Source organism: Polyangiaceae bacterium (assembly GCA_016715885.1).
Lineage (GTDB): Bacteria > Myxococcota_A > Polyangia > Polyangiales > Polyangiaceae > Polyangium.
Genome location: JADJXL010000004.1, coordinates 231,877 through 258,836, shown reverse-complemented (window position 1 = coordinate 258,836; position 26,960 = coordinate 231,877). Strand labels below are relative to the sequence as shown.

General features: G+C 59.6%; 21 protein-coding genes and 1 pseudogene. 14 read left to right on the top strand and 8 right to left on the bottom strand.

Annotation, left to right across the window (positions count from 1 at the left end):
- The first annotated feature begins 249 nt into the window (after window positions 1-249).
- A complete protein-coding gene (locus IPM54_09380; GenBank protein MBK9260033.1) occupies window positions 250-624 on the top strand; it encodes a hypothetical protein in 375 nt (124 codons plus the stop codon).
- A 324-nt stretch (window positions 625-948) separates the two neighbouring features.
- Here IPM54_09380 and IPM54_09375 read toward each other — a convergent pair whose 3' ends face one another.
- Both IPM54_09375 and IPM54_09370 read right to left on the bottom strand, forming a co-directional pair.
- On the bottom strand, window positions 949-1,134 hold the full coding sequence (locus tag IPM54_09375; protein ID MBK9260032.1) for a hypothetical protein: 186 nt from the start codon (window positions 1,132-1,134) through the stop codon (window positions 949-951).
- A gap of 111 nt (window positions 1,135-1,245) precedes the next feature.
- Window positions 1,246-1,665, bottom strand: coding sequence for a hypothetical protein (locus tag IPM54_09370; protein MBK9260031.1), 420 nt, complete (start codon window positions 1,663-1,665; stop codon window positions 1,246-1,248).
- A gap of 268 nt (window positions 1,666-1,933) precedes the next feature.
- Between IPM54_09370 and IPM54_09365 the strand changes: the two genes are divergently transcribed.
- Window positions 1,934-3,862 carry an HNH endonuclease gene (locus tag IPM54_09365; GenBank protein ID MBK9260030.1) on the top strand — a complete coding sequence of 643 codons (1,929 nt, stop codon included), beginning with the start codon at window positions 1,934-1,936 and terminating at the stop codon, window positions 3,860-3,862.
- 12 nt (window positions 3,863-3,874) lie between these two features.
- Complete coding sequence (locus IPM54_09360; protein ID MBK9260029.1) at window positions 3,875-4,342, top strand: SMI1/KNR4 family protein; 468 nt, start codon at window positions 3,875-3,877, stop codon at window positions 4,340-4,342.
- A gap of 296 nt (window positions 4,343-4,638) precedes the next feature.
- On the opposite strand, the gene IPM54_09355 is transcribed toward IPM54_09360, so the two are convergent.
- A complete protein-coding gene (locus tag IPM54_09355; GenBank protein ID MBK9260028.1) occupies window positions 4,639-5,469 on the bottom strand; it encodes a hypothetical protein in 831 nt (276 codons plus the stop codon).
- Between the two features lie 866 nt (window positions 5,470-6,335).
- On the opposite strand from IPM54_09355, the gene IPM54_09350 reads away from it, so the two are divergent.
- From IPM54_09350 to IPM54_09335, 4 genes and pseudogenes are all read left to right on the top strand, one after another.
- Window positions 6,336-7,547: an HNH endonuclease gene (locus tag IPM54_09350; GenBank protein MBK9260027.1), complete on the top strand. Its 1,212-nt coding sequence runs from the start codon at window positions 6,336-6,338 to the stop codon at window positions 7,545-7,547.
- Window positions 7,544-8,761: an SMI1/KNR4 family protein gene (locus tag IPM54_09345; GenBank protein MBK9260026.1), complete on the top strand. Its 1,218-nt coding sequence runs from the start codon at window positions 7,544-7,546 to the stop codon at window positions 8,759-8,761. The genes IPM54_09350 and IPM54_09345 overlap by 4 nt, the downstream gene beginning before the upstream one ends.
- On the top strand, window positions 8,758-9,249 hold the full coding sequence (locus IPM54_09340; protein MBK9260025.1) for an SMI1/KNR4 family protein: 492 nt from the start codon (window positions 8,758-8,760) through the stop codon (window positions 9,247-9,249). Before IPM54_09345 ends, IPM54_09340 begins: the two co-directional genes overlap by 4 nt.
- A gap of 347 nt (window positions 9,250-9,596) precedes the next feature.
- Window positions 9,597-10,480: pseudogene (locus tag IPM54_09335) on the top strand (glucose 1-dehydrogenase).
- A 32-nt stretch (window positions 10,481-10,512) separates the two neighbouring features.
- Here IPM54_09335 and IPM54_09330 read toward each other — a convergent pair.
- From IPM54_09330 to IPM54_09320, 3 genes are all read right to left on the bottom strand, one after another.
- Window positions 10,513-11,175 carry a hypothetical protein gene (locus tag IPM54_09330; protein MBK9260024.1) on the bottom strand — a complete coding sequence of 221 codons (663 nt, stop codon included), beginning with the start codon at window positions 11,173-11,175 and terminating at the stop codon, window positions 10,513-10,515.
- 14 nt (window positions 11,176-11,189) lie between these two features.
- Window positions 11,190-13,133: a chloride channel protein gene (locus IPM54_09325; GenBank protein MBK9260023.1), complete on the bottom strand. Its 1,944-nt coding sequence runs from the start codon at window positions 13,131-13,133 to the stop codon at window positions 11,190-11,192.
- Window positions 13,134-13,338: 205 nt separating this feature from the next.
- A complete protein-coding gene (locus IPM54_09320; GenBank protein ID MBK9260022.1) occupies window positions 13,339-14,442 on the bottom strand; it encodes a calcium/sodium antiporter in 1,104 nt (367 codons plus the stop codon).
- A gap of 139 nt (window positions 14,443-14,581) precedes the next feature.
- On the opposite strand from IPM54_09320, the gene IPM54_09315 reads away from it, so the two are divergent.
- The 4 genes from IPM54_09315 to asnB all read left to right on the top strand — a co-directional run bounded on the left by IPM54_09315 (window position 14,582) and on the right by asnB (window position 20,149).
- Complete coding sequence (locus IPM54_09315) at window positions 14,582-15,871, top strand: aminotransferase class I/II-fold pyridoxal phosphate-dependent enzyme (GenBank protein MBK9260021.1); 1,290 nt, start codon at window positions 14,582-14,584, stop codon at window positions 15,869-15,871.
- A gap of 8 nt (window positions 15,872-15,879) precedes the next feature.
- Window positions 15,880-16,764: a carbon-nitrogen hydrolase family protein gene (locus IPM54_09310; GenBank protein ID MBK9260020.1), complete on the top strand. Its 885-nt coding sequence runs from the start codon at window positions 15,880-15,882 to the stop codon at window positions 16,762-16,764.
- A gap of 211 nt (window positions 16,765-16,975) precedes the next feature.
- The gene (locus IPM54_09305) at window positions 16,976-18,358 is read left to right on the top strand and encodes a lysine 2,3-aminomutase (GenBank protein MBK9260019.1); all 1,383 of its coding nucleotides are present in this window, start codon (window positions 16,976-16,978) and stop codon (window positions 18,356-18,358) included.
- Between the two features lie 18 nt (window positions 18,359-18,376).
- On the top strand, window positions 18,377-20,149 hold the full coding sequence (gene asnB / locus IPM54_09300; GenBank protein ID MBK9260018.1) for an asparagine synthase (glutamine-hydrolyzing): 1,773 nt from the start codon (window positions 18,377-18,379) through the stop codon (window positions 20,147-20,149).
- Here asnB and IPM54_09295 read toward each other — a convergent pair.
- Both IPM54_09295 and IPM54_09290 read right to left on the bottom strand, forming a co-directional pair.
- On the bottom strand, window positions 20,146-22,227 hold the full coding sequence (locus IPM54_09295; protein ID MBK9260017.1) for a Zn-dependent oligopeptidase: 2,082 nt from the start codon (window positions 22,225-22,227) through the stop codon (window positions 20,146-20,148). The genes asnB and IPM54_09295 overlap by 4 nt on opposite strands.
- 88 nt (window positions 22,228-22,315) lie before the next feature.
- On the bottom strand, window positions 22,316-22,945 hold the full coding sequence (locus IPM54_09290; GenBank protein ID MBK9260016.1) for a TetR/AcrR family transcriptional regulator: 630 nt from the start codon (window positions 22,943-22,945) through the stop codon (window positions 22,316-22,318).
- 115 nt (window positions 22,946-23,060) lie between these two features.
- Here IPM54_09290 and IPM54_09285 point away from each other — a divergent pair, with 115 nt between their 5' ends.
- The 3 genes from IPM54_09285 to IPM54_09275 all read left to right on the top strand — a co-directional run bounded on the left by IPM54_09285 (window position 23,061) and on the right by IPM54_09275 (window position 26,936).
- Window positions 23,061-23,696, top strand: coding sequence for a hypothetical protein (locus tag IPM54_09285; protein ID MBK9260015.1), 636 nt, complete (start codon window positions 23,061-23,063; stop codon window positions 23,694-23,696).
- A gap of 199 nt (window positions 23,697-23,895) precedes the next feature.
- Window positions 23,896-25,572, top strand: coding sequence for an AAA family ATPase (locus IPM54_09280; protein MBK9260014.1), 1,677 nt, complete (start codon window positions 23,896-23,898; stop codon window positions 25,570-25,572).
- 5 nt (window positions 25,573-25,577) lie between these two features.
- Window positions 25,578-26,936: a hypothetical protein gene (locus tag IPM54_09275; protein ID MBK9260013.1), complete on the top strand. Its 1,359-nt coding sequence runs from the start codon at window positions 25,578-25,580 to the stop codon at window positions 26,934-26,936.
- Window positions 26,937-26,960: the final 24 nt, after the last annotated feature.

The window sequence follows — 26,960 nt, the reverse complement described above, 5'->3', positions numbered from 1 at the left end:
TCGCACGTTTGCTCGTGCGCGCAACGTTCCGCGTGACGCCATCGGTTGCGTGGTAGTCCTGGTCATCGCCTTCGGGGCCACGGAAATGCTCTTGCAGCGGATGTCGGCCCGCAGCCGGCAAAGGCTAAACCTGTTCACTCGCCACCTGCAAAGGTGCCCAATGCCGCAACTGTTCGACCCATCGCCGTGCGCATCGAGGCGACGGTAGAACTATTCGCCCCACTCACCTTCCGGAATTACTGCGGGGTTATGCCTTTCGCCCTTGGTTTGTCCTCCGAAGGAACTGCCGCGTATCAATTCGGTTTCAAGCATGGTGCAATGGGCAGGTTTCGCATACCCATTACGCCGTCGTCGTCGATTTCCACCGGTGTTGGCGTAACGATTCAGTGGATACCGTGGAACGATCATCGTGGCCCTCCCGGTCTCGATCTATGGTTGCCCGCTGAAGTTGGGTACGAATACCGCGGAGAAGGTTTCGTTCTCGTCGGACTCGGCGCGTCATACTGGCTCTACGCCTATCGTGACTATTCTGGCTTCTCGGACAGCACCTTTCATCAGCTCTTCCTCGAAAATTTGCCGCAATTGCGTCCAACGGCACGCGCCGGCCTAGGCTGGGCATTCTGAATTGCGCATCGAGCAGGCCAAATCGCAGCAACCCCTACCCCTCCAGTGCCAACATCGCGTGAGACAGCGTTCGCTCAACCGGTCGTCGCGATCGGCGGTCTTGCCAAACTACCGACACATCCGGTCGAGCCGCTTGCGCGACCCACTCTGCGCTCGCCCGCCCTCCCCAACCTCCACCGGTCCGCCCTAGGCAGCTCGGCTGCCCCTGCGACACCTCGCACGGCCTCCCCCGAGCAGCTCGGCTGCCCCCGAGCGACCGTCTCCATTCGCTCCACCCCAGCCAAGCTGCCCTGTTGCATGCGCTTCCGGCCCGCCGCAAGCAGCTCAGCTAGGCTGCGACGACCCCGCTTCCACGGGCGCGCCTTCCTGAGCTGCCTCGGGCAGAGCTTCCTCGGCTTTTGCACCCCGTCCGCCGCGCCCTTTGTACAGCGACGGCGCCAAGTCGTCCGCATCGCCTTCATGCCAGCGCAGGTATTGCACGGCACGCCGCGTTTCATCGTACGCGCGCATAAAAGCGTGAATGCACGCACGCGACGTTCAGCCGAAGGCAATGCAACCGTGCCAACCTGTTCACGCGCGCCGAGTGCCGACAAGAGCAGCGCACCAGCTCTCCGGCACGCGCTACTTCTTTTCCGTTGCAGCGGTTTTGCCTTGCAGGGTTTTCCAATTATCGGAGAACAGCGCCGACAGAGCGACCAAGTCATTGGCGATATCGACATTGCCCTGGCCCGATCGAATTTCTTCGACGGTTTTTGACGGCACGAGGCCCCTACCTGCAGCCGCTTCCGCGTCTCGCAATAGGTTTGCCCGTAGCGGCGCTGCTTCTTCGGCCAGTTCCTTCACGGTATTCTTCGGCGCCGTCTCGTTCAAAAACAGCAAATGCGAATACCACGCGGCCAGCGCATAGGTCCCGAGCTTATCGAACGTGGCAATGGAATGTTTTGGCAGTTGTTCGACGATGGCTGCGCGTAGCGGTGCGAGCCCTTCGAGCGCTCCGAGGGCCAGCGATACGGCTTGCGGAATGTCGACATTGATGGTCACGAAATCGGCTTCCGCAACGGATGCGAATTCGTTTTCGACTTGTAAATGGGCGGCTCGTGCATCGGGCGGCAATCCGGGCTTTTGGGCGCGGCTTTTTTGGATTCGGGCATGATGTACCTCGTCGTAAGCGGTGCGGCCGAGACGTTATCCGAATCGAGCGCTTGATGGAAGGGGGACGTTACAAACTTTGCTTGCCCTTCATGTTTTCCTCCCTGTAGCCTACCTGCTGCGTCGATACGTGCGAGGTGCCGCGGTGGAGGGGCTCGGGATGGCGACATGGCTTCGGTTTCTCTGGGCGGCGAGCGTGCTCGTGTTGAAGTCGTGGCGCTGCCTTCTTGGGGCGGTCTGTGGTTCGGTGCTCGTGGTCGCGCTCTTCACGACGAACGCATGGGCCGACGTAGCACCCGTCGAGGTGTGCTGGAGGCCAAACAATCTTTCGCCGGAAGACGACACGTTCGTCATGTTCAAGGATACGAAGGGGTGGAGGGAGGTCGGTGCATGGAGGGGGACGAGGACCGATCATCATATTGTTTACAAGCACAACCCAAACCTCGGCACCGATAGCCTCAATAGGTTTCCTGAGGATATCCGCAAGATTGCGTGGACCTGCAAGCGAGCACCCGCGGTTCAGCCGCCGCCAGCGGCGGATCCGCCACCTCCGCCACCACCGCCGCCAAAGCCGCCACCGCCGAAGAAGGTTACGCCAAAGCCGCAAGTGGCTCCGCGCAAGGCGGATGGTCCGAAACCGTTGCCCAAGCCGATAGCGCGTTCAGCGCAGAAGCCTGCTGCAAGGCAGGAGCAGCCGCGGAAAGCGCCGTCGGCACTGCCCGGCAGCGAGCGGTTGCTGCCGAAGGACGAGCAAGCGCGCGTGCTACCGGATGCAAAGGACGCGTCGCCATTACCACGGCCATCGCTTTCGCATTTTGCGGTGAATTGCGCGGACGAAAAGGCGCGGTGCAAGCGTGACGTGGAGCTCATGCCTGCCGAACTGCGAGCAACGCTTGCGGCGATCTTGGCACAGTCGTGTCGAGACAATGCGCGCCCGGATCCTCGACATGTGGGGCAAACGTATCGGGATCCACTTCAGGAAATTGAAACGAAATTGCTCATTGCTGCGCTGAGGTGGGCGGGTGAGCAATTGGCGGAGCCGCACGTCGTTCCACCCCAGCCGCGCGAGATATTGCCATTGCCGAAGCTCGTGGTGCAAAAGCCGGTCGCTGACGAAGCGTTGTCATTGGAAGATCCCCGTGTGCAATTCGGCGGCGGGTTGGTTTCTGGTGGCGCGATTGGCGCCGTGCCACTCGGTTCGGCCGGTGCCGAGGTCGCGATTCAATTGCGCCTGCTTCCGAAGGGCACGTATTGGGCGCAGGTGGGGCGTGCGTGCGGAGAGATTGTCGTTGGCACCGGTCAAATTGCCATTGGTTGCGCGGGCATGGGCGCTGGTGCCGGGATGAGCAGCACGGGTGGTGGGGCCATTGTGGGCGTGCCCATCGCGGCGGGGTCGTTTGCCATTGCCACCAATGGCTGCGCGACACTGGGAAATGGCGTGCGCAATGTCGGGCAATTGCTGAGCGAAGGCGCTCCTCCGGACGCTCCGCCGGCGCCGTCGCAGGTCAAGCTGCTGGAGCCCAAGGCGAAACCGGCTGCGCAAGCGCCCGTTGCCGCGGCGCCCAAACCGGCGGCAAAGCCCGCGGCGCAAGCGCCACCGGCGGCACCGACCAAGACCACCACGACGACGCGGATCAGGGGGGCGCCCGAGCAAACGACGACGACCACGACGAGCCCGTCGGGCACCAGAACGACGACGCGACCCAGGCAACCTACGCCAAACCCGGGGAATGGGCGGAAGCCGCACCAGCCGGATCCGGACAAGTGGACAAAGAGAGGCGGTACGATTAAAGAGAATGCCGATGGAACGAGGACGTTCACGCGAAAGGATGGGGTGGCAGTCACCTACGACAAGCATGGGTACCCGGATTTTTCTGCGTATCGGCATCCCACGGTGAAGGATGTGCGGATTGAGTTTACGGGGAAGTATGGCCCAGACAAACAGCGTGCCAATGCAGCCGCTGGCATCCCCAAAGAGCCGCTCGATTACATTTGGCACCACCATCAAGACGGGAAAACCATGCAGTTGATTAGACGGGACGTGCATGAGGAATTTTTCCACACGGGTGGCATGGCAACATCACGATAGGGAGGCATTGCAGTGCTAGAGGTAATGGAAGATCCGTTTGGCACTATCACCATCGACGCCATTACTCAATTCGAGTCGCGTCGCAATCTCTCACTGCCGGACGAGTACAAGCGATTCCTGCTAACATCCAATGGAGGTAGACCTGTACCCGATGCCTTCGATGTGCCCGGCTGGGCACATGAAAATAGCGGCATGCAGGCTTTTTTTGGAGTCCAGACGGGAAACAGCTATGACTTGGAACGCGAGTTGGACGTGTACGATGACCGGATACCGCGTGATCTTCTTCCGATTGGATGTGACTCGTTCGGCAACATCATCTGCCTCGGCATCGAAGGCAAACGCCGCGGCAAGATCTACTTCTGGGACCACGAGGACGAGCTCGACGAGAATGGGCTGCACCGGCAGGACTACAGCAACGTGTTCCTCGTCGCAAACAGCTTTGGGGAATTCCTGGACAAGCTCACAACGTTCGACGATTGAGCCATCCCCACCGAGTCGCAGCAGGCACAACAAACCCGACGACCACCCCGACGATCAGCGCGCCGCAAACTGACGGCCGGCCCAAGGAGCGCCGGTGAAACCATCGCGCTCACATCTCACAAGTACAGCCGCTCTACCTCGACCCATACCGGCCCGCCCGGAGCAGCCCGCCTGCCCCTGCGACACCTCGCGCGGCCTCCCCCGAGCAGCTCGGCTGCCCCCGAGCAACCCTCTGCGGTCGCTCCACCCCAGCCAAGCTGCCCTGTTGCATGCGCTTCCGGCCCGCCGCGAGCAGCTCAGCTAGGCTGCGACGACCCTGCCTCCACCGGCGCGGCTTGCTGAGCTGCCTCGGGCAGAGCTTCCTCCGCTTTTGCACCCCGTCCGCCTCGCCCTTTGTACAGCGACGGCGCCAAGTCGTCCGCGTCGCCTTCATGCCAGCGCAAGTAATGCACGGCGCGCCGAGTTTCATTATACGCGCGCATAAAAAGCGTGAATGCACGCACGCGACGCTCGGTCGAGGGCAATGTCACCGTGCCAACCTGTTCACGCGCGCCGAGCGCCGACAAGAGCAGCGCCCCGAGCTCTCCGGCGCGAGCTACTTCTTTTTCCGTTGCAGCGGTTTTGCCTTGCAAGGTTTTCCAATTATCGGAAAACAGCGCCGACAGAGCGACCAAGTCATTGGCGGTATCGATGTTGCCTTGGCCCGATCGGATTTCTTCGACGGTTTTTGACGGCACGAGACCCCTACCTGCAGCCGCTTCGGCATCTCGCAATAGGTTTGCCCGAAGCGGCGCAGCTTCTTCGGTCAATTCCTTTACGGTATTCTTCGGCGCCGTCTCGTTCAAAAACAGCAAATGCGAATACCACGCTGCCAGCGCATAGGTCCCCAGCTTGTCGAACGTGGCAATGGAATGTTTTGGCAGTTGTTCGACGATGGCTGCGCGTAGCGGTGCGAGCCCTTCGAGCGCTCCGAGGGCCAGCGATACGGCTTGCGGAATGTCGACATTGATGGTCACGAAATCGGCTTCCGCGACCAACGCGAATTCGTTTTCGATTTGTAGATACGCAGCTCGCGCATCGGGCGGCAATCCGGGCTTTTTGGGCGCGGCTTTTTTGGATTCGGGCATGATGTACCTCGTCGTAAGCGGTGCGGCCGAGACAGTATCCGAATCGAGCGCTTGATGGAAGGGGGAAGTTACAAACTTTGCTTGCCATTCATGTTTTCCTCCCCGTAGCCTACCTGCTGCGTCGATACGTGCGAGGTGCTGCGGTGGAGGGGCTCGGGATGGCGACATGGCTTCGGTTTCTCTGGGCGGCGAGCGTGCTCGTGTTGAAGTCGTGGCGCTGCCTTCTTGGGGCGGTCTGTGGTTCGGTGCTCGTGGTCGCGCTCTTCACGACGAACGCGTGGGCCCAACCCGCGCCCATCGAAGTGTGCTGGAGGCCGGACAATCTTTCGCCGGACAACGACACGTTCGTCATCGTCAAGGATACGAAGGGGTGGAGGGAGGTCGGTGCATGGAGGGGGACGAGGACCGATCATCATATTGTTTACAAGCACAACCCAAACCTCGGCACCGATAGCCTCAATAGGTTTCCCGAGGATATCCGCAAGATTGCGTGGACCTGCAAGCGAGCACCCGCGGTTCAGCCGCCGCCAGCGGCGGATCCGCCACCGCCACCACCTCCGCCAAAGCCGCCTGCGCCGAAGAAGGTTACGCCGAAGCCGCAAGTGGCTCCGCGCAAGGCGGATGGTCCGAAACCGTTGCCCAAGCCGATAACGCGTTCAGCGCAAAAGCCTGCTGCAAGGCCGGAGCAGCCGCGGAAAGCGCCGTCGGTGTTGCCCGGCAGCGAGCGGTTGCTGCCGAAGGACGACCAGGCGCGCGTGCTGCCGGATGCAAAGGACGCGTCGCCATTACCACGGCCATCGCTTTCGCATTTTGCGGTGAATTGCGCGGACGAAAAGGCGCGGTGCAAGCGTGACGCGGAGCTCGTCATGCCTGCCGAGCTGCGAGCAACGCTTGCAGCGATCTTGGCGCAGTCGTGTTCAGAGCGAGCGCACCCCGATCCACGGTATGCGGGGCAAACGAATCGGGATCCACTGCAGCAACTTGAAACAAAATTGCTCATTGCTGCTCTGAGCTGGGCGGGTGAGCAATTGGCGGAGCCGCAGGTGATTCCGCCGCAGCCGCGCGAGATATTGCCATTGCCGAAGCTCGTGGTGCAAAAGCCGGTCGCTCAGGACGACGCGTTGTCATTGGAAGATCCTCGCGTGCAATTTGGCGGAGGATTGGTTTCGGGTGGTGCGATTGGCGCCGTGCCACTCGGTTCGCCAGGTGCCGAGGTCGCAATCCAATTGCGGCTGCTTCCACAGGGCACGTATTGGGCGCAGGTGGGGCGGGCGTGTGGAGAGATTGTCGTTGGCACCGGTCAAATTGCCATTGGTTGCGCGGGCATGGGCGCTGGTGCCGGGATGAGCAGCACGGGTGGTGGGGCCATTGTGGGCGTGCCCATCGCGGCGGGGTCGTTTGCCATTGCCACCAATGGCTGCGCGACGCTCGCAAATGGCGTGCGCAATGCCGGGCAATTGCTGAGTGAAGGCGCTCCACCGGAAGCTCCGCCGGCGCCGTCGCAGGTCAAGCTGCTGGAGCCCAAGGCGAAACCGGCCACGCAACCGCCGCCGCCAGCCAAGCCGCCAGCGCAAACAGCGGCGAAACCGGCGCAAACAGCGCCCACTGCGCAACCGGTGACGAAGACGACCACCAAGGATTCGTCCGGACGAACGATCGCAACGACCACGACGAGCCCGTCGGGCACGAGGACGACGACGCGGGTGAGACAAACACCCCCTGGTGCACAGGCAAAACCGCTTGCAACGCCACCAGCGAAGGGGCAGTTTACGCCGCGCAACGCAGCCCTTGCGGGCAAACGGCATCCCAAAACGGGAGTACCGTTCGACATGGATGGGTACCCAGATTTTCGGGCGGCAGGCCTGGTCAAGAAGGAAGTCAAGATAAAAAACATGAAAGGGACAAAAGCAGACAACACAGAGGCAAATAGAATGGCCAAGTATGCGGAAACGCCTGAAGGTTTCGTCTGGCACCATCATCAGGATTGCACAACGATGCAGCTCGTACCTGAATGGATCCACAGAGCGACGGGCCACACGGGCGGCGGTGCGATCGTCAGACACCTGGGAACACCATGATCCAGATCAAAGAGACCAATCCCCCGCTGGTACAGAAACGGCTCGTAGCATTGGAAGCGAGGATGGGAGCAACCATCCCTGAACCGTACCGAGCTTTTCTGATGACTCACAACGGAGGCCGTCCGAAGCCGGACCTCGTCGATATTGACGATGCTCCCTTCGAAGGTGCCGACATCCAAGTGTTCTTCGGCATCGGCACGACCCACGAGACCTCCGAGATCTCCTGGAGACTCGAAGCATACAGGGGGTGCCTGGAAAACAAGTTGTTGCCCATTGCTTGTGACTCATACGGCAACATCTTCACCATTCCCTTGACGGGTGAACAACGCGGCTCCGTGTATTACTTCAGATGGTGGCATCTTGGCCGCCCGGTGGATCCGCCCGAGCCATGGCTCGTCGCTCCGGACTTCCAGTCATTCCTCGACAAAATTCGCGACTGGACCCCCGAGGAACTTGCGGAATTCGATAACATCGAACCCCAAGCATACCGTGCTGTCGACATGACCAAAACAGGTCGCAAGCTCACCGACGCCGACATCACCCGTATCGAAGAAACCATTGGTTTGCATCTGCCTGAACCCTATCGGACGTATCTCACGATGTTCAACGGCGGTTTTCCCAATCCCAACGTCGTCGACATCGATGGCGCGCCCTTTACTGGCACGGTTCTCTACGAGCTATTCAGCTTCGACACGGCGGACGGCGTGTGCGACATGCTTTGGTACTGGGAATCCGTCGCAGATTGCAAGGAGAAAAAATGGTTTCCGATCGGCCGCGATGCGGGTGACGACTCGGAAGTACCCGACAACTACTTCATGCTCGATTTGACCGCCGAACGATACGGCCAAGTGTATTACTTCGACGCCCAGGAAGACCCTCCGCACCCGTATTTCGTGGCCAAAGATTTCGATGCGCTCATCGACAAATTACGGTATCTGACCCCCGAGGAGCTCGGCGAGCCTGAGCCCATCGAGGTTTCCATACGCCGTGATCCGCCGTCCGACGAATCCAGCGAATCTGCACTCCGGCGCTTCAGTGGAAGCCGCCCATCGGACGAAGCGCATGCCAATGCTGCCGCCGGCCATGATGCGACTCCGCGAGGGTATGTGTGGCATCGCCACCAAGACGGAGAAACATTGCAGCTCGTGCCTAAAGACGTACACAAGCAAACTGGCGATCCACAAGGGTATTCCATTCGCTGGAGGCCATCGTGATTCAAATTATCGAGGAGGGGGAAAAACTACAAATATCCGATCTCGAGGCCCTCGAGGCAACGATCGGCAAACGATTACCGGAAGCATATCGCCAATTCTTGCTCGCGCACAACGGTGGACGTCCAGTCCCGGCAATCATCGACATCGACGATTCTCCAGAAAACGCAACCGTCGTTCATGTGCTTCTCGGCGTGACAGGGCCATTCGAATCGGAAACCCTTGGCTGGTCCTGGGGAGCATTCCAATGTCGAATTCCCGAACGACTTCTGCCAATCGCCGACGATCCATTCGGCAACTTGTTTTGCTTGTCGCTGGCCTGTGATGACGAAGGGCAGGTATTGTTTCTGGATAGGTACGAAGAACCTTCAATGGGTCCGCATTTCGTCGCAAAGGATTTCAATGCATTCCTCGCCAAGCTCAGACCGATGAACGAGACCGAAAGAGCATTGAGCCCCACGCCTTCATGCAACCCCAACGAAAGCATATGACAGACACGCAAGAAAGAGCACGCTTTGCAAGTACAGCCGCTCCACCTTGACCACCACCGGTCTACCCAAAGCAGCTCGCCCGCCCTCCCCCAACCTCCGCCGCTCCGCCCCGAGCAGCTCGGCTGCCCCCACGACACCTCGCCCGGCCTCCCCCGAGCAGCTCGGCTGCCCCCGAGCGACCCTCTCCGGTCGCTCCACCCCAGCCAAGCTGCCCTGTTGCATGCGCTTCCGGTCCCCCGCGAGCAGCTCAGCTAGGCTGCCTTGCATCCGCCCTCCACGAGCTCGCCAACTTGACATCTCCACGCCAAGTCCTTTGGACCACCGTGGGAGGCGACACGATGACCGCGATGCGCAAAGAGACGACCGACCCCAGGACCGAAGGCTTGCAGCCGCCATTTCCTGCACAATCCCAAGAACCGCCGGGATCGAAGCGAAATTGCAGCCGCGGCCAGACTTCGGTGAAGCGTCGTATCGCGGCTTCGGACGCCTCGCAGGCCGCGTCGCGCTCATTACAGGCGGCGATAGCGGCATCGGGCGCGCCGTCGCGCTCGCGTACGCCCGCGAAGGCGCCGACGTGGCCATCGCTTACTTGAACGAACACGAAGACGCAGCCGAAACGTCCCGCTTGGTATCGGATGCCGGCCGAGCTTGCTTGACGATTGCCGGCGACATCGCCAACGACGCCCATACTCGCCGCATCATCGACGACACCGTCGCCAAATTCGGCCGCATCGACATCCTCGTCAACAACGCGGCCGTGCAAGACAAAGCCATCGAATCCATCGAAGAGCTCACGAGCGACCGCATCGAGCACACGTTTCGAGTGAACATCATCGCGATGTTCAACCTGATCCGCCACGCATTGCCACACATGCACCCGGGCGGGACGATCATCAACGTGGCGTCGATTCAAGCCTACAAACCAAGCCCTTCGATTTTGGATTATGCAGCAACGAAAGGCGCCATCGTCACGTTCACCAAGGGGCTATCGCACGAGCTCGTGAAACGCGGAATTCGCGTCAATGCAGTTGCGCCGGGGCCCGTATGGACGCCGCTGATTCCGCAATCGTTCGGCAAAGAAAAAATAGAGCATTTCGGTGAAACGTCGCCCATGGAACGACCTGCGCAGCCCGCCGAGCTGGCGCCAGCGTTCGTGTTCCTCGCGTCGGATGAATCTCGGTACGTCAATGGCGAGATTTTGGGGGTCACCGGCGGACAATTGCTGGGGTAAGCACGATCAGCTCGGTTGCGATGAGAAAACCATCACGGCGGGACCCAGTCCATGCGGACATGACCCAATACCGGGGACACGTCGACCAGCTCGATGGCCGTTCTTTTCGCGCCCGCGGCTTCTCCCGCGGCGCGCAGCGCCGTGCTGATGGCCAGCAACCCCTCGTCGTCCAGCAAATGGCGCGGATAACGAAACTCGAAAATCGCATGACGCGCCGATCGCTGGACGATCGACAAGCTCGTGCCGCGGCGAAAGGTGCCCCATCGTTGCTCCACGCCGCGAAAAACGGCCTCGGGATTGAGCAGCCAAAACAGAGCGCGATACAACTTACCGCCGAGCAGCTTTCGGTTCTGATCGTACACCCACTCCAAAAAAGCCTCCGTGCCCCCTCGCCCCTCGAAGTGGTGGTCGCCGATCAGCTTGAAGATCGAAACCATGTGGACTTCGGGCACCCACGCGCTGACGAGAGGCGGCATGAGAATGAGTTTTTCGATGGGCGCCGGGACCTGACCTCGCCGGATGTGAAGGGGTTTGTCCGCGATGCAAGCGGTAAACGTCGAAGCCTTGACGACGACATCGGGGTACGAGTCGACGCCATTGGGCAAGCGGGCGAGGTAACGCTCGAGCCGGGACACGACGGCAGCATACATCAACTGCCCGGAAACCTCCAAACTTCCCGCGCTCGCGTCCGTCACGACGAGCGGTCATGTCACGCGGCCGCTTGGCGCCCCGTGACTTCGATGTACGCTCGACTTACCTCCGATTCATCCAAAAAGCCCACGATCGTGCCCAAATCATCGACCACGGGCACTTCGCGGACGTTTTGCGAAAGCAATACCTCCGTCGCCGCGCGCAAATGATCGTCGAGCCGCACGGAGACCGGCGGCTGCATGGCGTCCATGGCGACCGCGAGCGATTCCAGATCCCGCTCCGTCGCAAGCAGTCGCACGACGTCGCCCGTGATGACGCCCATCATTTTCCCGCTGTCGTCGAGCACCGGAAAAACGTCCTGCCAGTTTGTCTCGGCCGCGAGTCGGAGCACCTCCGGCACGGGGGTTTGGAGTTTGAAACTGACGTAGGACCGCCCAGGGATCATGACATCGACCACTTTGATGGTGCGCAGCACGTCGAGCGTGCCCGTCGTATGGGCGGGAGATTGGCGCTGGCTCGGGAGCTGTGCCCCATAAAGCGAATGATCGCGAAGCGCGACGAAGGCAATGCCCTCGGCGAGCATCAGGGGAACCAAAAGATCGTAGCTGCCCGCAAGCTCGCAAACCATGACGAGGGAGCTCACGGGTACATGTGCAATGCCACCATAAAAGGTGCCCATGCCGACGAGGGCAAACGCCCCGGGATCAATGCGCGGATCGCCCGTCAAGAGCTCCGCAATCCTTCCGAATGCGCCGCCGACGAGGCCCCCGATCGCGAGCGATGGCGCGAAGTCCCCGGCGCTGCCGCCCGTGCCAATGGTAAGCGATGCCGCGACGACTTTGATGGCGCAAAGCACCACGAGCAATTGGACTCCATGCCATCCGTCGGGAAACCACGAAGCTCCCGATATCGCAATTTGCGCGGCACCATAACCGCCCCCGAGCACGCCAATGCCTTGGCCCCAAGGCGTCACGTTGCGGCTGCCTAGAAAGAGCAAGAGGCCGACGACGATCACGCCGAGCGCCAAGCCTCCAACCCCGGGACGAGCCCATTCGGGGACCGGTAGCCGCGCGGTGAGACGGCGCACGCTTCGCAACGCCTTGAGAAAAGCGATGGCCACGAGCGTGCAGAAAAGCGCGAGCATTGCATACAGCGGCAAATGCGCCGGGACAAACGGAAAATGTGGCGCATGCGTAAAGAGAGTAGCTTCACCGAATACCGACACGAAAACCGAATACGAAATGACGCTTGCGAGGAGGGCGGGGACGAGCGCGTCGGATTCGAAGTCGTCTCGATAAAGGACTTCGACGGCGAGCAGGGCAGCGCCGAGCGGCGTGCGAAAGATGGCGCTCATGCCAGCCGCGACACCGGCAATCATGAGAATACGTTTTTCCCGGCGCGATACATTCAGGGTTTGCGCGACGAAGGAGCCAAATGCGGCGCCAATTTGCATCGTGGGACCTTCGCGCCCGCCCGCTCCGCCCGTCCCGAGCGTCAAGATGGATGCAATCGACTTGACCCAAATCACGCGGCGCCGAAGCTCACCGCCGCGATGATGGAACGCGTCGATCATGGCATCGCCTCCGCCACCGCGGCATTCCGGCGCAAGGCGCATCACGAGGCCCGCCAAAAGGCCGCCGATGGCGGGTAAAAACACGAGCAAGAGCGGACGGAACGTGCCCACTTCCTCCGCGCCAAAAAAAGATTCTCCAGCCGCACGTAACGCTCGATACCCGGCCAAGTGTCCGAGCACGAATCGATCGACCCTTTCGAGACACGCATAAAATGCAACGGCGACGAGACCTGCGCCGACGCCCACCAGCATCGCATGAAAGATGGTGCGACCGACGAGGCGCAGATCGATGGGCGAGGCATCGACGAAGAGCGCAGAGATCAAGCTCTGATTGCGTCGTGTCGGCAGCGGTGTTCGCGAAGCGGTCGGCAGGGGTGTCTGCGTTGCGGCGGGCTTGTTTTCCGTGGGCGCAGCGTTGTCGTCATTCATGAAATTCGTCCAAATCTCATGTTACATCGTACGTCCTTCGGTGAAGGAACGCAGTAAGCAGCAAGCACGGTCAACAACAATGCGGCGTTTCGAGACATCGCGGCGCCCTCTGTTCGTATGAGCTCAAAATAGTTTGACGAAAGCGACAACGCAAGCTTTTTTCTTGGACATCGTCACGCGGCATGGTTCGAAGCCACAAAAGCGGCTACGCGTCGGCGTTGCTGTTCGATCTGCGACGCGTCGCGCGTAGCTCGCGGACCAAAATGACGATGAGCGTGATGATCGTCAAAGGGAGGACGAACGCGAGCATCAACCAGGTGTATGGGACGAGCGCCGTGTGGCCTGTTGCGCGCAGGACGAGGTACGTCACGTACGCGACGTAATAGCCGAAGAGCAGCGCGCCCTCCCAGCGAACGATGCGGTAGCCTCGGAAAAAGATGGGCAAACACGCCATGGCCGACGCAATCATCACCGGGATGTCGAAGCGCAGCGCGCCCGGATCGACGTTGACGCCGTGGGGAGACACGAGCGCCGATGCGCCGAGCACGCCCAAAATATTGAGGATATTGCTCCCCACGACGTTGCCGACCGCAATGTCCCGCTCGCCGCGCACGCTTGCAATGACCGACGTGGCAATCTCCGGAAGCGACGTCCCAACCGCCACCACGGTGAGTCCAATCAAGAGCTCGTCCACGCCGAGCACCTTGGCGAGCGCCACGGCTCCATCCACGAGTAACCCCGCGCCGTACACCAGCATGACGAGGCCCACGAGGACGAAAGCGACATCGGCGGCCGGATGGCCCGGTTTCTTCTTCACTTCGTCCACTCCGAGCGCTTCGGCATACTCGTCCTTTACTGCGCGTGTTTCCTTTCGACTCTCGCGAATCGACCACACCAGGTAGACGACGAGAAGCAGCACCAAGAGCGCCCCGTCGTACCGGCTGATCGTTCCGTCGAGCGATAGCAGTAGGGCCGACACCGACACGCCGATCATGAGGGGTACGTCCAGACGAACGAGCTTCTGGTGCACCACGAGCGGCGCGACGAGGGCCGCGAGTCCGAGGACGAGCAGCACGTTCGCGATGTTGCTGCCGATGACGTTGCCAAGCGACAGATCCGGTTGCCCAGCGTGCGCAGATTGAATGCTCACCGCAAGCTCGGGAGCGCTCGTGCCCAGCGCCACGACGGTCAAACCCACGACGAGCGGCGAGATTCCGGCCGCGACGGCGAGGCGCGCCGACCCGCGCACGAGCAGCTCGGCTCCGAAGACGAGCAGAACGAAACCAAGGATGGACAAAAGAAGCGTCATTGTCGTCGTGCCGCGTAGCGCGTTTTCACCGGAACATCAAAGTGTCTTTCGAGAAGCATGTCGTGGAAACCCGTCAGGTTCTGCGTCTAGCACAAAATTTACTTGGTATCCAAACGATCTGTGCTACGAGTCGAACACCATGATCGACTTGCCGCGACCTCAAAATGCACTCGAACCTCGAATCTGTGGCATGAAACCATCGGCAACGCTTGCCATTCAAGAGCATTGCAGCAAGCTCGCCGCCGAGGGACATGCCGTTTATCGTCTCGGCTTGGGACAATCGCCGTTTCCCGTGCCGACGTGCGTCGTCGAGACGCTGCGCGCCAATGCCGCCGAGAAGGACTACCTTCCGGTGCGTGGTTTGCCTCAGCTCCGTGCGGCCGTTGCGCAATATCACCGTTTTCGGCACGGCATTCTATCCACGCCCGAAGACGTGCTCGTGGGACCCGGCTCGAAAGAGCTGATGTTCATTCTGCAGGTGGTTTTTCGGGGCGAATTGTTATTGCCCTCGCCATCGTGGGTGTCTTACGAACCCCAAGCTCGAATTCTTGGTCAAAAGGTACGTCGCATCCCGACGGATCTCGCTCATGACTTCCGCGTTTTTCCGGAACAGATCGACGAAGTTTGTCGCAGCGCCCCCGAAGTGCCGCGCGTCATCATCTTGAATTACCCCAGCAATCCGACCGGATGCAGCTACGACGCAAGCCAGCTCGAAGCGCTCGGCCAAGCCTTGCGAAGAAATGGCGTCGTCGCCCTTTCCGACGAAATCTACGGCGAGCTCGAATTCAATGGCCAACATACGTCGATCGCTCGGTTTTACGAAGAAGGAACCATCGTCGCCAGCGGATTGTCGAAATGGTGCGGCGCCGGCGGCTGGCGCCTTGGAACGATGACATTTCCCGGTGCACTGCGTTGGCTGCTCGAAGCCATGGCCGTCGTTGCGAGCGAAACGTATTCGGCCACGAGCGCGCCCATTCAATATGCCGCCGTACGAGCGTTCAAGGGCGGAGCTGAAATCGAGGCGTATTTGCATGGCGCGAGGCGCATCCTCGGCGCGGTTTGTTCCACATTCCAGCAGGCTCTTTCTTCGGAAGGCGTGCTCTGCAGACCTGCCACGGGCGGGTTTTACTTGTTCCCGAGCTTCGATCCGCTGGCCGAACGCCTCGCTCGGCACGGCATTCGTACATCTCCCGAGCTTTGCACACGCATCCTCGATGAAGCCGGTGTTGCGACCTTGCCCGGCTCGGACTTCGGTGTGCCCGAAGACAAGCTCTATCTACGCGTTGCTCTCGTCAACTTCGACGGCGCTCGAGCGCTTGCGGCGCTGCCGAGCGACGGGGCGGTCGATGCCGCCTTTCTTCGCAACTACTGCGCACCTACGATGCGTGCGATGGACGCCATGGTAGATTGGATCAGGCGTCTCGAGTAACGCACACCATGAACACTTCTACAACGAATTCGCACAGCTCGACGATGGTTCGCGTCGCGAGCGTCCAGTGCAATGTGGTCTTCGGCGATCCACAAGCCAACGCTTCCTTTGCGGTTTCACAGTTGCGCGAGCTCGCGGGTCGAGGCGTGCAATTGGCCGTATTTCCCGAAGCGTTCTTGACGGGATATGCCGTGAGCGACGAGGCCGAGGCGCGGCGAATTGCCATCGAAGTTCGCGGCGCGCAGCCTGATTCGGTCGATGTCGCGCATCCAAGCGTTCTCACGGTCCAAGCGGCGTGCCGCGAGCTTGGCATGCACGCGGTCGTTGGGTTTGCCGGAACGGACGGCACGAACCTGTATAGCGGCGCCATTCTTTTCGAGCCGAACGGGCGCATGCGAAGGTACGTCAAGACGCACCTTCCCGAGCTCGGGTTCGACAAGTACGTCGTTCGCGGCTCGCATCTGCCGGTCTTCGACACGGCGATCGGGAAAATTGGACTGCTCATTTGCTACGATGTGCGCTTTCCGGAAGCGTCGCGTGTCCTCGGGCTGGACGGCGCCGACATCATCGCGCTGCCCACGAACTGGCCCGAAGGAGCCGAGGTGTCGCCGAACTACATGGCGCCCGCGCGAGCCGCCGAGAACAGGCTGTTTTTGGTGACGTGCAACCGCGTGGGCACCGAGAACGGCTTTCGCTTCATCGGTCGATCGGCCATCCACGAACCAACCGGTGCCGCCATCGCATCGGCCGCAGACGATGAAACCATTCTCGTCGCCGACATCGACCTCGCACGCGCGAGGTACAAGCGAACGGTGGTCATTCCTGGCAAGTACGAAACGGACACGTTCGCCACACGGTATCCCGAGATCTACGGTCGGATCCTGTCTCGCTGACGTCAGCTCGCGCCTCACCCAGATCGCACCTCACTGAAATCCAACGCGTCGATGTGAACTTCGTGCACTCGCCACCGGAGTGATCGCACGCGATCTTCCTTGTTTCCTTGGTGGTCGAACAAATTTTCGACGCGGTGATGTTTTGTGTTGCAATCGTTTGACGTCATAAGTATAGTCCTATGACCTCAAACTAATCCGCATGGAGGATCCCATGACATTCACCGCGCAACGACCCAGCAAATTCCGAGTGTTCCAGCGACGCGACATCGACTCGCTGCCTCGGCTCGCGGCGCTGCCGGCATCGGAACGGCAGATGATGAAGGTCGTTTCGGCTGTGCTCCCGTTTCGAGTGAACAACTACGTCGTCGAAGAGCTGATCGATTGGAGCCGAGTGCCCGATGATCCGATGTATCGGCTCACATTTCCGCATCGGGACATGCTCGACGCCGCCGATTACCAAACGATGGAGCGCCTCGTGACCGGGGGAGCGCCGGAGGCGGCGATCGAGGCTGCGGCGCGCGAGATCCAGCGTCGGCTCAACCCGCATCCGGCAGGGCAAGTCGAGTACAACGTACCGACGCTCGATGGTTTGCCCGTGGCGGGAATTCAGCACAAATACCGGGAAACCGTGCTGTTTTTCCCGACGCAAGGTCAAACGTGCCACTCGTACTGCACGTATTGCTTCCGCTGGCCTCAATTCGTGGGGCTCGACGATCTGAAGTTCGCCAGCAAAGAGGTCGATGATTTGGTGCGATATGTACGTGCCAATCCGGACGTGACCAGCATTCTGATTACGGGAGGCGATCCTTTGGTCATGCGCACGACGGTGCTGCGCCGCTATATCGAACCGCTGCTCGATGTGCCGCAGATCGCTTCGATTCGTCTAGGCACGAAAGCGCTGGCGTATTGGCCTCAACGCTTCGTGGAGGACACGGATGCTGACGACCTTTTGCGCCTTTTCGAACAGGTCGTGAAGGCCGGGAAAAACCTGGCGTTCATGGCGCATTACAGTCATCCGGTCGAATTGTCGACGCCGATGGCGGAAAAAGCGATCGAACGGGTCCTCGCGACGGGAGCAACCATACGCTGCCAAGCTCCACTCATTCGGCACGTCAACGACAACGCCGAAGTGTGGGAGACGATGTGGCGCAAGGAAGTTCGTCTTGGCGCGATACCTTATTACATGTTCGTCGAACGCGACACGGGCGCGCGACATTACTTCGAAGTGCCGCTCGTGCAGGCGTACGACATTTTCCGCGACGCCTATTCGCGCGTGTCGGGGCTCGCACGCACGGTGCGTGGTCCGTCGATGAGCGCAATGCCGGGGAAAGTGGTCGTCGACGGAGTACCGGAGATTTTCGGCCAGAAAGTGATCGCGCTTCGATTCTTGCAAGCGCGCGATCCTTCCTGGGTAGGAAAACCGTTTTTCGCACGATTCGATCCGCAAGCGACGTGGTTCGACAAACTTCGTCCGGCGTTCGGCGAAAACGCGTTCTTCTACGAAGCGGGCATGGAGCGATTGAAACAAATGAAAAAACCGCTCAGTACGACCAAGCCTCGCCTGCCCATGATTGGCGATACGACAACTGCCTGAACGGCACGGAGAAAACTCATGTGCGGCATACTTGGAGCGTATTCTGCGAGGCAGCCGTTTGCGACACCGCCATTTCCGGCCGATAGCCTGCACGTCATGCGACATCGCGGTCCGGATGCGCAGGGATGGTACTTCGACGATCACGCGGTTTTGGGCTTCCGGCGATTGGCCATTTTGGACCTCGCCGGCGGCGGCCAACCTCTTTACAGCGAAGACGAGCAAATCGTCGCCGTGGTGAATGGTGAAATCTACAATCACCACGCGCTTCGTGAAGAGCTGAAGGAGCGACATCGTTTCCGAACACGCGTCGACGGCGAAGTGCTCATTCACCTGTACGAAGAAAAGGGACTCGACTTCGTCAAGGAGCTTTCCGGGATGTTCGGGTTTGCCCTGTACGACCGGACCAAACGGCGCTTGATTCTCGGACGGGATCGCCCAGGTTTGAAGCCGCTCTACTACGAGCAGCGAGATGGCGTGCTGCGTTTCGCATCGGAGTTGAAGCCGCTGGTGCTTGGCCGCACGCCGAAAATATCGTCGGAAGCCGTCGCAGATTATCTGCGATTCGGCTACATTCCGGCGCCGCTGACGATCTTCGACGGCATCAAGAAGCTCGCGAGCGGATCGATTCTGGTGATCGAAAAGGACGGAGAGCCGCGCATCGAGAACTACTGGAAATTGCAATTCGATCACGACGCAACGAAACCCGATGCGTCGTGGCGCAGTGGCCAGTGGGAAGAAGAATTGCGCGAAACCTTGCGCACAGCCGTGCACGCTCGGCTCGAAAGTGAAGTGCCCATGGGCTTCCTTTTGAGCGGCGGCGTGGACTCGGCGAGCGTCTTTGCTTTGGGCGCCAAGGCGCTCGAAGGCCGAGAAGTTCAAGCGTTCACGATCGGCTTTCAAGGCGATCCGATCGATGAAACCCAAGCGGCTGGAGAAGTTGCCCATCGTTATGGCGCAACGCACCGCGTGATGCATTTGGGACGCAAAGACGCTCGGACGCTCGACGACGTGCTGTATTACGTCGAAGAACCGGTGTCGACGGATGCGCTGTTGCCTACGGCGTCGGTATTTCGAGCCGTAGCTGGGGCGCACGTGACGACGGTTTTGTCGGGAGAAGGAAGCGACGAGCTTTTTGCCGGGTACAAGAAGTTCGCAAGGACCGTTCAAGATGGGACGGCCGAATCGCTTCGACCCTTGGAAAGGTACTTGCGTCACGAGGAATTCGTGTTTTCGTCGTCTGCCGAGCGCCAAGCGTTGCTCGGAGAGGACATTGCGACCGATCGTTTCGCCGACCTCGAGCGCGAAGCAGAGCAGCTCGACCCGCTTTCGCAGATGCTGCTTTTCGAGCAGCGGTTGCGATTGCCCGATCGCATCAATTTGCGGCTCGATCGGACGAGCATGGCGCACAGCATCGAAGCGCGGGCTCCGTTCATGGATCACAAGGTGATCGAGTTTGCGGCGCGCATTCCTCATTCGCTTCGTACGGGGCCAAAGTTCAACAAATACTTGCTCCGGCGCGCCATGCGCAACGACTTGCCACCCGTCGTCATCGAGGCGCGCAAGTCGCCGTTTCACGCACCCGCCGCGTGGTTCACGAATGCCGCGGAGACCGACACGTTGCTCCAGCCTCGAGCCATTGCCGACGCGGGGATGGTCAAACCGGAGCCGGTGCAGGCATTGCGCGAAAAAGCGGCGCAAGGCGACACGATGGCGCAGGAAAAAGTGTTTTCGCTCCTCGTCTTGCACGCTTGGCACCGCGCATTCTACCGGCGCCTCCAAAACAGCCACTAGAACGCCGTTCCGTTTGGAATAATCCCGAGCCAATTCCACAGCGCCTCGTGATTCGGTTCGCGTCCCAAAAAACCACGCACGAGCTCGTCGGGATCCTGGGTGCACCCTGGCTCGAGGATCCATCTTCGAAAATCGGCGCCTGCACCGGGATTCGAGAGCCCTTCCTGTTGAAACCGTCGAAACATGTCCACGGCAATCGATTCGGACCACAAATACGAATAATACGTGCCGCCATATCCATTCATGATGTGCGTGAAGCTTGCTTGCGGATACGTGCCTTCTTGGATGGGCACCAAGCGGATGTCGCGCATGATCCGCGCATATGCGGACGTCGTTTCGATGCCGGGCGACGTGTGGTACATCAAGTCGACCGCGGAAAGCGCAACCTGGCGCAGGCGTCGGCTGCCCATGTGATGCAGCCTCGAAGCGACCAGCTTTGCGATGACGTCGGCGGGCAATCTTTCGCCGGTGCGATGGTGACGCGATATCATTTGGATCGTTTCGGGTTGCCACACCCATGATTCGAACATTTGCGAGGGCGTTTCCACGAAGTCTTGCTTGACGTTCGTGCCCGAAAAGCTCGCATACCGGGCGCTCGTCAGCGTTTGGTGCATGACGTGCCCGAATTCATGGAACAACGTCTCCACTTCGTCGTGGGTGAGCAATGGCTCTTGCCCTTCGGTGGGCGGCGTGAAATTGGCGACGATGGCCGAAACGGGCGCTCGATAGGCCCCGCTTCGTTCCTTCATTCCCTTCTGCACGGTGAAACTTGCCGCATGCCCATACTTTCCCGGTCGCGGAAACAAGTCCAAATAGAAATACGCTCGGGTTTTGCCATGCTCCATGACGCGGAAAAACGTCACGTCCTCGTGCCACGTCGGCCCTTCGGCACGCGCGAATTGCACACCGAGGAGGTTTTCGTAGATGGAAAACATCCCTCGAACCACGACATCCAAAGGAAACCATTCCTTGAGCTTTTGCGGAGTTATCCCGTATTTGGCTTTGCGCAATTGATTGTCATAATAACGAAAATCCCACGATTCAATGAGGCCCGCGCATTCTTTCCCGACGTCTTTCTGCTTTGCGGCAAGCATTTCGGCAAGATCCGCGCGGGCGCTTGGTTCGAATGCTCGCGAAAGCTCTTCGAGGAATTTTTCCACGCGTTCGGGCGTTTTGGCCATCGTGCTTTTCAACACGCGCTCCGCGTGATTCTGGTATCCCATCATCGTCGCGAGCTCGTGGCGCAATCGAATGGCTCGTTCCAGAAGTTTTACGTTTTGCAATCCGCCTCGTCGACTGAACTTGTATTCGAGGCGCTTGCGAGCATTTGCATCATGGGCCTCGTCCATGAATGGGTAATAATGCGGATAATCGAGCGGCACCAGGTATTTGCCCGGAGAAACGCGCTCGAGCGTGGCAATGTAATTCGGACCGAGCCCTGCGAGCTCCTCGCGGCTCACGACCAATCCGTCTTTCCACTCGTCCAAGTTGGTTTGGAATTTGGATTCGAGCTCGATCAGCGTTTTTTTCTTGGCCGAGAAAACCTTTCGCTTTTCAGGGGCCAACTCGAGCCCGCTGCGCACGAATCGATTGAGTGTCGACTGCAGGAGTTGAGCGTCTTGCGCATCGAGCATTTCCTTTTTTTCAACGACGGCCTTGACGATTCGATGGAGATCGTCGCGTCCGTACACCTCCACCATCGATTGGCCCATCCGAATTTCGCATTCTCCCGCCGCCGAACGAACGTCGGCCGATGGCGACACGTATTTGAGGAACATGATGGGCAATAGACGATTGGAGAATTCCGAGCGGTAGAGCTCCATTTCTCGCGCGACGGTCACGAATCTCGCGTTCTCCACAGAGAGCGCCGCGATGGCGTCCATGTGACGCAACAAATCCGCAATCTCGGTCTTGCACGACGACGACACGTGCTGTGCGGAGAGATCAAACGAAAAGGGCACGGAATCGTCGATTTCTAGCGGCGCATCGTATATTTTTGGATATTGGGCACCTTTGCCGCAGCCCCATGCCCCGAGCCCTCCGAGTAGCAGCCCGATGCGGAATATTCGGCTTTTCATGCGCCCCCCAAATGCCAAGCAAGCAAATGGGAGACCCGGCTCGGTCAGGGCGGTCGCTTTATGTTACGGACGTTTTGCAGACAGGGCTTCAAACCGTCGAATGAGTTCGCCGCGGCCCGAGCCCTCGAAGCTGCAGCGCGAGCGATGAACGCAAGAGTGGGTCGAGCGCCCCTTCGAGCGTCGTCGTGTTGCTGAGCCACGCCGTGAGCGCCACGAAGTAGAGCCCAAAAACGTTGTGCGCGAGCAGCATCGGCGGCACGTCGGCCGCAATCTCGCCGCGTGCCTGCGCGCGCTGCACGAGCGCCGAAAGGTGCGTCAGCAGCGCCATCGTGAGCGCGTTGGTCTGCACCGCATTCGGACCATCGGCACCCGGAAGCTCCTTGACGAACGCGCGCGCAACGCCAGGCGCCTCCGCATAAACGCGGAAAAAGCCAGCGAACAGGTGCATGCATTGTTCGAGCAGAGATGCATCGGTCGGCAGCGTGCGCATGCCTTCGTCCACCGCGTGCGAGAGCCTATCGTGAAGCACCAAGAACAAGAGATCAGCCTTGTCGCGCGCGTACAGGAACAGCGTCCCGCTCGCCACGCCCGCGCGAGCCGCAATCTCCTTCGTGGTCGTCGCCTCGAAGCCCTTGGTCGAGAACAGCTCCCACGCGGCGTCGCGCAGCCGCGCCCGCTTCTCCTCTTTCCTGGCCGTTCGTTTACTGACCACAGTCACGTCCGTACAGTAACTCAGCCCGTGAAACTTGCAAATTTTGTCGTCCTCTCCAAGTTCGCGCTTGACAAAACTGACCACGGTCATTATGACTCTGGTCAGTTTCAGGAGGGTCATCATGGTGGCTGCTGTGCACGTCATTCGCGAAGGGCATCATGACGATTGGGATTCGGGCCTCACGTTGCGCGACGCTCGCACCGAATACTTTCGTTTCAATGGTTTTGGTGAAGATGGCGGCTATGGTGACAAGTGGGTCGACTTCAAGCTCGGGCCCATACCATTTCCGTTTCCGAACACGCCTGCGCGGGTGGAGGCGGTTCGTTACCACGATCTTCATCATGTGATGACGGGATATCAAACGGACTTCCTTGGCGAGCTCGAGATTTCTGCTTGGGAGGTTGGCAGCCATTGCGCGGACATGGTTGCGGCGTGGGTGCTCAATCTAGGCGGATTTGCGGCGGGGATGATGCTGGCGCCGCGGCGCACGTTTGCCGCGTTCGTTCGAGGTCGTCGCACGAAGAACCTGTATCGCCACGCATATGATGACGCTTTGCTCGGGCGCACCGTGGGCGATGTGCGCGCCGAGCTGGGGCTCGACCGTGACGTTGGTGCTGCCACGTTTTCCGATAAAGTTGCTGCCGCTGCGTGGTTCGGCATTGGTTTCGTGGTTGGAATGGTTCTCTTTTGGACGCTCGTGCCGCTTGCGCCGATTGGCTACGTGATTGGCCACGCGTTCAAGCCGCGTTCGTCGTAGGCCTGACCCCATTGATTTTGGGATGCTTCGATGCTCGAACATCGAACCAGCCGTCTCTTGATCGACAAACCGTCATCGGGGGGGAGCGGATTGAAAGCATCGAGCATCGTGCTGTGATTTTGACATTTCCATCAAGTCCGACCGCTTGACATGGCTCGTCACATGGGCAATAGTGCGGCGCTACCGCCAGGAGCTCGTCATGGTCAAGTTCGTCCCCGGCATAGGTTTGTCCGACTTTCGCGCGCTACGCGAATCCGAGGCCAGTTACGTCGACAAGACGCAGTTCATAAGCGATGTTCTCGCCGACCCCAGTCAAGTTCTGCTCTTCCCGCGTCCCCGTAGGTTTGGCAAGACGATCAACTTGTCGGCGCTTGGATACTTCCTCGGCAAGACGGATGAAGACCTTTCGCATTTGTTCGACGGACTCGATGTCACTCGAGATCCCAAGGCAATGGCGCATTTCCAAAAGTATCCGGTCTTGTTCATCACGTTCAAGGATGTCAAGGAAAGGACATTCGACGAGGTCCTCGCAAACATTCGGCGATGCGTCGCCGAATTGTTCCGGCAACACCGTTACCTGCTCGACCAGCAACTGCTCGACGAGACCACGGCGAGGAGTTTTCAGACGATGCTGACCGGAGTGCCTACGAAGCAAGAGCTTCAAGACTCCCTGCTCGTACTTTCCCGAGCGCTTCATGAGCACCACAAGCAGCGCGTCGTCATTCTCATCGACGAATACGACACGCCGATCCAGTGCGGCTACATGAATGGGTATTTCGACGAAGCCGTCGGTTTCTTTCGCAACCTGTTTTCGGCGTGCCTCAAAGACAACGTTGCTCTTTTCAAGGGCGTTCTGACGGGCATTTTGCGAGTGGCGAAAGAAAACATGTTTTCGGGGCTGAACAACATCATCGTGCATTCGATTTTGCGCCCTCATTACGCCACATCGTTCGGGTTTACGGAGGACGAGGTTGCTCGCATCATTGACGTTGCGCACATGGACGAAGTAAGATCTTGGTACGACGGTTATCGTTTTGGCGGCCAGGTCATTTACAATCCGTGGTCGATTCTCAATTACATTGCGTTCAACCAGTTCGATGTGTACTGGGTCAATACGGGTTCGAGCGACCTCATCGAGCGATTGGCGACGAAACAAGGATTGGGGTTGTCGGAAAAGTCCGCGGCACTATTGAATGGGGATACCATCGACGTAAGGCTCGACGATAGCATCGTGCTGCGGGACATCGAATCTCGGTCCGAAGCATTGTGGAATTTTTTGCTTTTTTCAGGATATTTGAAGGTGGTCGAATTGCATCGTCACATGGGCGAAACCACTGGCAAACTGGGTATACCCAACATCGAAATCCGATCGGTGTATCGCACGATGTTCCAGAGATGGCTCGAAAAAGCGGACCCCGATCGGTACGTGACCAATGACCTCGTGAGCGCGCTCCTTTCGGGCGACGCGCCGCTGGTTCAAGAGCTGCTCGAGCGGATTTTGCTGACGGCCATGTCGTTTCAGGATGCTGCCGGGCGGGCTCCGGAAAAGTTGTATCATGGTTTCATTTTGGGGCTTTTGGTGCACATGGAGTCACGCTACGACGTGCGGTCGAATCGAGAATCGGGCCTTGGACGGGCCGACGTGTACATGCGGCCAAAGAAGGCGGGCGAGCCTGGCGTGGTCATGGAATTCAAGGTGCCGTTCGGAAAAGAAACGCCCGAACAGGCGCTTCGCAAGGCCGCGGAGCAATTGCGCAAGTATCGATATGCGACGGAGCTCATTGCGGCCGGGGCATCGCCGGTGTACGAATACGCGATGGTCTTCGATGGCAAACAAGTTTGGGTCGAGCGGATTGCAGACGAGGCTGCAAAGTAACGGCCATGAAAACGAGCCTGCTCCGATCCTCCACATCGAAAACGCTACTTGCTCGATTGATCGACGCGCCGGACCTCGTGCAAGCCGTGCGTGCGTTGCCCCCGCCCGCGTTTTCGACGCTCATTCGGCAAATAGGCGTGGAAGATGCCGGCGAGGTCGTTGCTCTCGCCACGACGGAGCAGCTCGTCGCCGCATTCGACGAAGACCTGTTTGCCAATCCAAGAGCGGGTGAACGGGAGACATTCGACAGCGCGCGGTTCGTGGTTTGGCTGGAAGTACTGCTCGAAGCTGGAGACGACGTAGCCGCCGCGCGAATTGCCGAGCTTTCCGAGGATTTTGTCATTCAAGCATTATCGGCCATCGTCTTGGTGCTCGATCACGACGCATTGATGGCGCGCATGAGCGAGGGTGGCGATGACGTGGAAGCCGCCGACAAGGCCATCGAGAGTTGTTTGTCGGAGGAAATCGATGGGTATCTCTTGATTTCGCGAGATCATGATGGATGGGATGCGGCGCTCGCCCTCATTCTGGCGCTCGATCGTGATCACCGATCATTCTTGGTGCGCATTCTCGATCGATGCGCCGACATTGCCAGTGCCTATGTCGACGATTTGGAGGAACTGACGAATTTGCTTTCCGCGGCGGATGCGCTTGCAGAAGACGTCGAGGCCGAGCGGGAAGATCGGCGGAGCAAACAAGGTTATGTCGAACCTCGAGCGGCCCGGAATTTCTTGACGCTCGCCAAAACGCCGCTAGCGACCGATACGGCAGCGACCAAACGTGATCCCGTCACGCGCGCCTACTTTCGCGAGGTCGAGCCAACGGCTACGCGGGCCATTCGAAAGGCGCCAGTCAGTTCGAAGACGACACGATTGCTCGAGACGATCGGCAGCGCCGTATCCAATGTCCCGCGGGGTCTTTTGGGCAGCGCCGAAGCCCCGGCTTCGATCGACCAGGACAATCCCATCGTGGTAGCGATGCGAATGCTTGGTGAAAACGATATGAAGGCCTTTGGCGAGCGAATGGAGGAATTCGCGTATCTCGTCAACGTGCTCGTTGCAGGAGCGCAAAAGGACGACGGCCGGTTCGAGCTTGCGGAGGCCGCTGAAGCGGTGCTTGCTACGGTCGCGTTGGGTGCGGAGCTCGAAGTGCACGAAAAGCAGGGTACGAAGAAACGCGCAACGCCCGAGGAGCTTTTCGACGTGCTCCGCGTTTGCCATTCCGACGTGCTGTTCCGCAAAGCGAGCAGCACCTTGGCAAGCGGCAAGATGAAGGCTGGATCGCGCGGTTTTGTGTGCTCGCACGAGGAGCTCGACGCGGTGGTGGGTCGGCTTTATCGGCCCAAGAAAAAAGCGGGTACATAGGCATTGACGAACGAATGCAATCGC

Coding starts and splice junctions, on each gene's coding strand:
- IPM54_09275 (MBK9260013.1), top strand. CDS start 25,578: ATGAAAACGAGCCTGCTCCGATCCTCCACATCGAAAACGCTACTTGCT.
- IPM54_09310 (MBK9260020.1), top strand. CDS start 15,880: ATGAACACTTCTACAACGAATTCGCACAGCTCGACGATGGTTCGCGTC.
- IPM54_09305 (MBK9260019.1), top strand. CDS start 16,976: ATGACATTCACCGCGCAACGACCCAGCAAATTCCGAGTGTTCCAGCGA.
- IPM54_09355 (MBK9260028.1), bottom strand. CDS start 5,469: ATGCCCGAATCCAAAAAAGCCGCGCCCAAAAAGCCCGGATTGCCGCCC.
- IPM54_09295 (MBK9260017.1), bottom strand. CDS start 22,227: ATGAAAAGCCGAATATTCCGCATCGGGCTGCTACTCGGAGGGCTCGGG.
- IPM54_09280 (MBK9260014.1), top strand. CDS start 23,896: ATGGTCAAGTTCGTCCCCGGCATAGGTTTGTCCGACTTTCGCGCGCTA.
- IPM54_09325 (MBK9260023.1), bottom strand. CDS start 13,133: ATGAATGACGACAACGCTGCGCCCACGGAAAACAAGCCCGCCGCAACG.
- IPM54_09315 (MBK9260021.1), top strand. CDS start 14,582: ATGATCGACTTGCCGCGACCTCAAAATGCACTCGAACCTCGAATCTGT.
- IPM54_09285 (MBK9260015.1), top strand. CDS start 23,061: ATGGTGGCTGCTGTGCACGTCATTCGCGAAGGGCATCATGACGATTGG.
- asnB (MBK9260018.1), top strand. CDS start 18,377: ATGTGCGGCATACTTGGAGCGTATTCTGCGAGGCAGCCGTTTGCGACA.
- IPM54_09380 (MBK9260033.1), top strand. CDS start 250: ATGCCTTTCGCCCTTGGTTTGTCCTCCGAAGGAACTGCCGCGTATCAA.
- IPM54_09320 (MBK9260022.1), bottom strand. CDS start 14,442: ATGACGCTTCTTTTGTCCATCCTTGGTTTCGTTCTGCTCGTCTTCGGA.
- IPM54_09345 (MBK9260026.1), top strand. CDS start 7,544: ATGATCCAGATCAAAGAGACCAATCCCCCGCTGGTACAGAAACGGCTC.
- IPM54_09365 (MBK9260030.1), top strand. CDS start 1,934: ATGGCGACATGGCTTCGGTTTCTCTGGGCGGCGAGCGTGCTCGTGTTG.
- IPM54_09350 (MBK9260027.1), top strand. CDS start 6,336: ATGCCTGCCGAGCTGCGAGCAACGCTTGCAGCGATCTTGGCGCAGTCG.
- IPM54_09375 (MBK9260032.1), bottom strand. CDS start 1,134: ATGCGCGCGTACGATGAAACGCGGCGTGCCGTGCAATACCTGCGCTGG.